This is a genomic window from Pelomonas sp. KK5 (assembly GCF_001984095.1).
Lineage (GTDB): Bacteria > Pseudomonadota > Gammaproteobacteria > Burkholderiales > Burkholderiaceae_C > KK5.
Genome location: NZ_LYVQ01000444.1, coordinates 1 through 1,949, shown reverse-complemented (window position 1 = coordinate 1,949; position 1,949 = coordinate 1). Strand labels below are relative to the sequence as shown.

The following is a 1,949-nucleotide window of genomic DNA, read 5'->3' as shown; positions in this document are numbered from 1 at the left end:
CTCAAGATCGCCATCGCCGACCACCCGCAGACGGAAGGCATCAAGTCCGGCGAGATCCCGCTGGAAGGGATCGACGCCGAGTTCATCACCGTCAAGCCGCAGATCGGCGCCTTCCGCCGCATGGTGCGCGACCACGAGTTCGACGTCTGCGAACTGGCCCCGACGACCTACATCATCGCCCGCGCCTACGGCGCCCCCTTCGTCGGCCTGCCGATCTTCGTCGTGCGCCGTTTTCATCACAGCGGCCTCTTGGTGCGCCCCGACGCCGGCATCAAGACCCCGAAGGACCTGGAAGGCAAGCAGGTCGGCGTGCGCGCCTACTCGGTCACCACCGGCGTGTGGACCCGCCAGGTGCTGATCGACGAGTACGGCCTGGACTCGTCCAAGGTCACCTGGGTCGTCGACGATGAAGAACACGTCACCGAGCTGAAGCTGCCCGAGAACGTCGTCCACGTGAAGGCCGGCGACTCGCTCGCCGACATGATCGCCCGCGGCGAGCTGGCCGCCGGCTTCGGCGCCAACGCCGGCATCGGCCGCACCGGCAACCCCACCGGTGGCTGGAAGGAAGTCGACAACAGCGCCGACTACCCCGATCTGTTCCCCAACGCCGCCGAGATCGAGGCCGAGTACTTCTCGCGCACCGGCATCTACCCGATGCACGGCACCATCGTCGTCAAGGACGCCGTGCTGGCCGAGCACCCCTGGGTCGCCAAGAGCCTCTACGACGCCTTCGCCGAAGCCAAGCGCCGCTGGCTCGCGAAGCTGCCCGCCTCCACCGACAAGGGCGACAAGAAGTACCAGAAGCTGCAGGCGATCGTCGGCGCCGACCCGCTGCCCTACGGCATCGAGGAGAACCGCAAGACCATCGAGGCGCTGGAGCAGACCGCGTTCAAGCAGGGCCTGACGCCGCGCCGCATGAGCATGAACGAACTCTTCGTGGATCCCCGGGCCTAAGCATCATGATCATCGACTGCCACGGTCACTTCACGACCGTCCCCGCCTCCTTCCGCGACTGGCGTGCCGCCCAGGTCGCATCGGCCAACGACCCCGCCAACGCCCCCGACATCAAGGGCGCGTACGTCACTGACGACCAGATCCGCGAAGGCGTCGGCAACGGCCAGCTCAAGCTCCAGCAGGAGCGCGGCGGCGATCTGACGCTGTTCTCCCCGATCGCCGGGCTGATGAGCCACCACCTCGGCAACGAGCGCACCAGCCTGGAATGGGCGGAGATCAGCAACGACCTCGTGCGCCGCGTCTGCGACATGTACCCGGACAACTTCGTGCCGGTGGGCATGCTGCCGCAGAGCCCGCTTGCCGCCCCGAAGAACTCGGTGCCGGAACTCAAGCGCATCGTCAACGAGATGGGCTTCGTCGGCGTCAACCTGAACCCCGATCCCAGCGGCGGCCATTGGACCGGCCTGCCGATGACGGACAAGAGCTGGTATCCGGTCTACGAGGCCCTGTGCGAGCTGGACGTGCCGGCGATGATCCACGTCGCCGCCTCCTGCAATGCCTGCCACCACGGCACCGGCGCCCACTACCTGAACGCCGACACCTCGGTCTTCATGCAGCTGCTGCAGGGCGAGGTGTTCAAGGACTTCCCCCAACTGCGCCTGGTGATCCCGCACGGCGGCGGCGCGGTGCCCTACCACTGGGGGCGTTACCGCGGCATGTCGCTGGAGATGATGAAGCGGCCGCTGGAAGGGCTGCTGGACAACGTGTTCTTCGACACCTGCGTGTATCACCACCCCGGGGTGGAGCTGCTGACCAAGGTGATCCCGGTGAAGAACGTGCTGTTCGGCTCCGAGATGATCGGCGCGGTGCGGGGCCGGGATCCGGTGACCAACCACTATTTCGACGACACCAAGCGCTATGTGGACCAGTGCGAGGCGCTGAGCGCGGAGGACAAGCACGCGATCTTCGAGGGCAATGCAAGGCGGGTGTATCCG

General features: G+C 66.6%; 2 protein-coding genes. Both read left to right on the top strand.

Annotated features, from left to right (window positions below):
- On the top strand, positions 1 to 954 hold a 954-nt coding region (locus B0W88_RS31485), incomplete at its 5' end, for an ABC transporter substrate-binding protein (RefSeq protein WP_144007129.1).
- 5 nt (positions 955 to 959) lie between these two features.
- Positions 960 to 1,949: amidohydrolase family protein (locus tag B0W88_RS31480; protein WP_077038384.1), on the top strand; the 990-nt coding region annotated here is incomplete at its 3' end.